Origin of the sequence: Ruegeria sp. MALMAid1280 (assembly GCF_049195285.1) — a bacterium.
GTDB lineage: Bacteria > Pseudomonadota > Alphaproteobacteria > Rhodobacterales > Rhodobacteraceae > Ruegeria.
The window spans coordinates 1-357 of record NZ_JBMIRT010000001.1; the positions used below are offsets into that span (position 1 = coordinate 1).

Annotated in this window: 1 protein-coding gene; it reads right to left on the minus strand. The window is 62.2% G+C overall.

Annotation, left to right across the window (positions count from 1 at the left end):
- The coding region (locus tag ACOQFT_RS00005) for a histidinol dehydrogenase (protein WP_421596029.1) at positions 1 to 357 on the minus strand (357 nt) is incomplete at both ends.

Below are 357 nucleotides of genomic sequence, written 5' to 3' on the forward strand. Positions count from 1 at the left end.
ATGCGCCGAGGCCACCATCGGGAACTTGCCGCCCGGCACGTAGCAGCCCACAGACTGCACCGGGATGTTCTTGTGACCCAGGATCACGCCCGGCAGGGTCTCGACCTCGATATCCAGCATCGAGTCGCGTTGCGCCTGCGCAAAGTTCATCACCTGCTCCTGCGCGAACTTGATGTCTGCCAGTTCGCGCTCAGACAGCGAGGCGATCAGCTCGTCAATCTGTTCCTGGCTCAGGCGGAAGCTTTCCGGCGAGTAATTGTCGAACTTCTCCGACAGTTCGCGTACTGCCGCATCTCCGCGGGTTTCGATGTCCTTCAGCGTCGCCTCGACCACGGCGCGGGTCCTGGCGTCATCCTC